The sequence below is a fragment of the Actinophytocola sp. genome, assembly GCF_036378875.1.
Taxonomy (GTDB): domain Bacteria; phylum Actinomycetota; class Actinomycetes; order Mycobacteriales; family Pseudonocardiaceae; genus Actinophytocola.
The window spans coordinates 1-4,262 of the sequence record NZ_DASUVO010000040.1 but is presented as its reverse complement, the minus strand read 5'-3'; the positions used below and the strand labels follow the sequence as shown (position 1 = coordinate 4,262).

Genomic DNA, 4,262 nt, shown 5'->3' with positions numbered 1-4,262 from the left:
ATCGCCGGCGGCGGAATCTCGAAGCTCGCCGGCGACCCGGTCATGGTGGACATGTTCGCCGACATCGGGGCTGGCCAGTGGCTCCGGTACCTGGTCGGAGCGCTGGAGGTCGCGGGAGGGGTTGGACTTCTGATCCCGGCTCTGGCGGGCCTGGCCAGTCTTGGGTTGGCGGCATTGCTGACCGGTGCTGTCATCACCGATCAGTTCGTGCTCGAGCAGAGCCCTTGGCTGCCGCTCGCCCTTCTCGTCGTGGCGGCCGTGATCGCAAGGGCGCGGTGGTCGCGCACCGAGGCCGTCGTCGGCACGCTGCTCAGGCGCTGAGACAAACCTCTCGAACGGAGATGTGAGATGAACGAGATGGCCTTTCGCGTGACATCAAACGATGGCACCACCATCGCCTACGACCGGAAGGGAAGCGGCCCGGCTGTCGTCCTGGTAGGCGGCGCACAGGACGACGGAGCCGAGAACGCTCCCTTGATACCTGCTCTCGCCGAGCACTTCACGGTTTACAACTATGCCCGTCGGGGACGCGGCGCGAGCGGCTTCACCGAGCCCTACGCCGTGGAAAGGGAGATCGAGGACCTGGATGCGTTGATCGCGGAGGCGGGCGGCTCGGCACACCTGTTCGGGGCGTCCTCTGGTGGCGCTCTGGCGCTGGAAGCCGCCGCGGCCGGGTCAGCCATCGACACGATCGCCGTGTGGGAGGTGCCGTACGCGGTCGGGGACGACATACGCCCGCGATTCGAGGAGTACGTCGCGGACACCCGACGCGCCTTCGACGCCGGGCGAGACGAGGAGGTTCTCGAACTGTTCATGCGCATGACCGGCGCCTCCGACGACAACATCGCGGCCAGGAAAGCGGCAGGCAAGCAGACGGCGCATTGGGCGGATTCGGTCGCCCTCGCGCCCACGCTGGTCCACGACAGCGTCTTCCTCAACCGCTACCAATTGCCGGCCGATCGACTGGCAACGGTCACCCAACCGGTCCTGGTCACCACCGGAGGACCGATCACGGTCCCCTACATGGCAGGCCTGCCCTCGGACTTCTTCGACCGCGCAGCCGACGAGCTTGCAGACCTCCTACCCCACGCTCAACGGGAGACCCTCGAGGGGCCGGATCACGTCGTCGACCCACAGATCGTCGGCCCGCTGTTGCTACGGTTCTTCAGCAGCGAACACTGAGGGGCCCGCGAGGTGTTGCGGGAATACCGATTAGGCACCGCGCAAGCAGATCTTCGTCGCGCCAGGGACACGGGGCGGACAGGTGGTGTCGAGGTTGATGTCGTCGGCGGCATCACAGGCCTGATCCTGGGCGTGCTCGTCACCAACGTCTTCGTCACCACGCAAGGCCGGGCCGTCGTACTGACCTGGGCTTCAGTGGGACTCGACCTGGCCTACTCGCTGCTCATCGGCTCCGTCGTCGGTCGTACCCCGCACTCCGGGCCGACTCAGTACCGCCCACCGAAGCCCTGCGCAGCACATGACCAGGCACCTCGGTAGGGCCAGTCATTCCGGGCTGTGGTCGCATGCGGTCACCGTTCCCAGGCGGTGGCCCGGTGCCGAAAGTCGTGCCCACGGCGTGCTCACGTCAGGAGTGCCACCGATGACGCAGCCGCGTTCCCGGGTCGACCTGTACGCGGCGATCCGACGGGATGCCCGATCTGGGATGTCCAACCGCGCGCTGCAGCGCAAGCACGGCGTCGGCTTCCGAACCGTGACAGCGGCGCTGGAATCTGCATGGCCGAAGGAGAGAAAGCAACCGCCCAAACGCGGCTCACGGCTTGACGCGTACCGAGTGGTGATCGACGACTGGCTGCGCTCGGACCTCGACGCGCCGCGGAAGCAGCGACACACGGCGAAGCGGATCTTCGATCGACTGCTTGACGAACATGACGGGGCCGGGTTGGTGTCGTACTGGATGGTCCGCGAGTACGTCGCCACCCGACGCCGTGAGATTCGCGTCGAGGTCGGACGGGAACCTGCCAACGCGTTCATCCCGCAAGAGCACCTCCCGGGCCGCGAGGCCGAGGTTGACTTCGGCGACGTCGCCATCCGCCTGCGCGGCGAGCTCGTAACCTGCGCGCTGTTCAGCCTTCGGCTCTCCTACTCGGGCAAGGCCGTGCACAGGGTCAGTGCCTCGGCTGGGCAGGAAGCCTTCTTCGAGGGTCACGTCCACGCCTTCAACGTGCTCGGCGGGGTGCCGACCGGGAAGATCCGCTACGACAACCTCAAGGCCGCCGTCGCGAGCGTGATCGGGTTCTCCCGCCAGCGGGTCGAGGCCGACAGGTGGACCGCCGTCCGTTCCCACTACGGCATCGAAGCCTTCTATTGCCAGCCCGGAATCCAAGGTGCGCACGAGAAGGGCGGCGTCGAGGGGCAGATCGGCTGGTTCCGACGCAACCACCTCGTCCCTATCCCCGAGGTCGACTCCCTAGACGAGCTCAACGCTATGGTCGACGCCTGGGACGAAGCCGACGATGCCCGGCGGATCGGGTCCCGCGCCCGCACGGTCGGGGAACACTTCGCCACCGGGCAGCCACTCCTCGCGCCCCTTCCGACCGAGCCGTTCGAGACCGGCCGCTGGTTCACCCCGCGCGTGGACCGGTACGCCCAGGTCACGGTCCGGATGAACAAGTACTCCGTGCCCGCGCGCATGGTCGGCCGTCAAGCCCGGGTGCTCCTGAACGCCAGCGACCTGGTCGTGTTCGACGGCAGGACCGAGATCGCCCGCCACGAACGGCTCATGACCAAGGGCTCGACCCGGGTCGACCTGGACCACTATCTCGAGGTCCTCCTCCGCAAACCGGGCGCGCTACCCGGTGCGACAGCGCTGGAGCAGGCCAGGGCATCCGGGCGGTTCACGCCCGTTCACGACGCCTGGTGGGCCGCGGCCTGCAAGGCCCACGGTGACGCCGACGGCACCCGTGCCCTCATTGAGGTCCTGATGCTGCACCGGCACCTTCCACACGACCACGTCGTCGCCGGACTCGCGACGGCGCTGCGTGCAGGCGCGCTCACCGCGGACGCTGTCGCGTTGGAAGCGCGCAAGTACAACGACACAGCAGATGGCGGAGCCGACGACACGACAGCGGACCACCAGTCCCTGATGAGCGGCGACAGGGCACGCGGAGAAGGCGAGATCCCTGCCGTGCGATCGCTGACCGAGCGCCGGCTCCGCGCCCACATCCCGGCCGACACTCGGCCGCTGCCGAGCGTGGAGAAGTACGACCAGCTGTTGGCCAGCCGACGTGACACCCCGAACGAAGGAGCCGCACCGTGACCACCAAGCGCCGTGGAATGACCGAAGAAGCAGCCGACGCCGCGATCGACCAAGCGTGCCGGATGCTGCGAATGCCCACCATCCGCAACTCCTTCACCGACTACGCCGACCGGGCAGGGCGTGAGCAGATGTCTTACCGCGGGTTCCTCGCCGAACTATTGCTTGCCGAGTGCGACGATCGCGCCCGACGCCGGTCCGAACGCCGGATCAAGGCCGCCAAGTTCCCCCGCGAGAAGTCCCTGCGGGCCTTCGACTTCGACGCCAACCCCAACATCGATCCCGCCGTGATCCACACCCTCGCCAAGTGCGAATGGGTCCAGAAGGGACAGCCGCTGTGTCTGATCGGGGACTCCGGCACCGGCAAGTCCCATCTGCTGATCGCACTCGGCACCGAGGCCGCCATGGCCGGCTACCGGGTCAAGTACACCCTGGCGACCCAGCTTGCCAACGAGCTCGTCGAGGCCGCCGACGAGATGACGCTGGCGAAGACCATCGCCCGCTACGGCCGCGTCGACCTGCTGTGCATCGACGAACTCGGCTACATGCAACTCGACCGCCGCGGCGCGGAACTCCTCTTCCAGGTCCTCACCGAGCGTGAGGAGAAGGCCTCGGTCGCGATCGCGTCCAATGAGTCCTTCGGCGGCTGGACCAAGACCTTCACCGACCCCCGGCTATGCGCAGCCATCGTCGACCGACTCACCTTCGGCGGCACCATCCTCGAGACCGGCACCGACTCCTACCGTCTGGCCCAAGCCACAAAGCAGCGGACAACCTGACACCCGTCGGGCGCGGAAGCGGTGTCGACGCAAACCAACATCCGCGGCACCGACACGTGCCCGGCGATGTCAGAACTCGCCAACAAGCGGTGTCGGACGAAACCTCCGCAGCCACACAGAAAAGTGGTCGAAGTCTGAGTTTCGTGAGCAGGAGTGGTTCAAGCGATCGACCTTCGGCGGATGGAATAGGTTAGGAGAGCAGCTTG

General features: G+C 67.1%; 4 protein-coding genes. All 4 read left to right on the top strand.

The features are described from left to right. The coding region (locus VF106_RS10700) for a DoxX family protein (protein ID WP_326470461.1) at positions 1-321 on the top strand (321 nt) is incomplete at its 5' end. Between the two features lie 48 nt (positions 322-369). After that, positions 370-1,182 (top strand): alpha/beta fold hydrolase, encoded by an 813-nt coding sequence (locus tag VF106_RS10695; RefSeq protein ID WP_330839473.1) that lies wholly within the window; start codon positions 370-372, stop codon positions 1,180-1,182. Positions 1,183-1,603: 421 nt separating this feature from the next. Next, entirely contained in the window at positions 1,604-3,280 is a 1,677-nt protein-coding gene (gene istA, locus VF106_RS10690) for an IS21 family transposase (RefSeq protein WP_330839472.1), read from the top strand. Then, positions 3,277-4,056 (top strand): IS21-like element helper ATPase IstB, encoded by a 780-nt coding sequence (gene istB / locus VF106_RS10685; protein WP_106536463.1) that lies wholly within the window; start codon positions 3,277-3,279, stop codon positions 4,054-4,056. Before istA ends, istB begins: the two co-directional genes overlap by 4 nt. Positions 4,057-4,262: the final 206 nt, after the last annotated feature.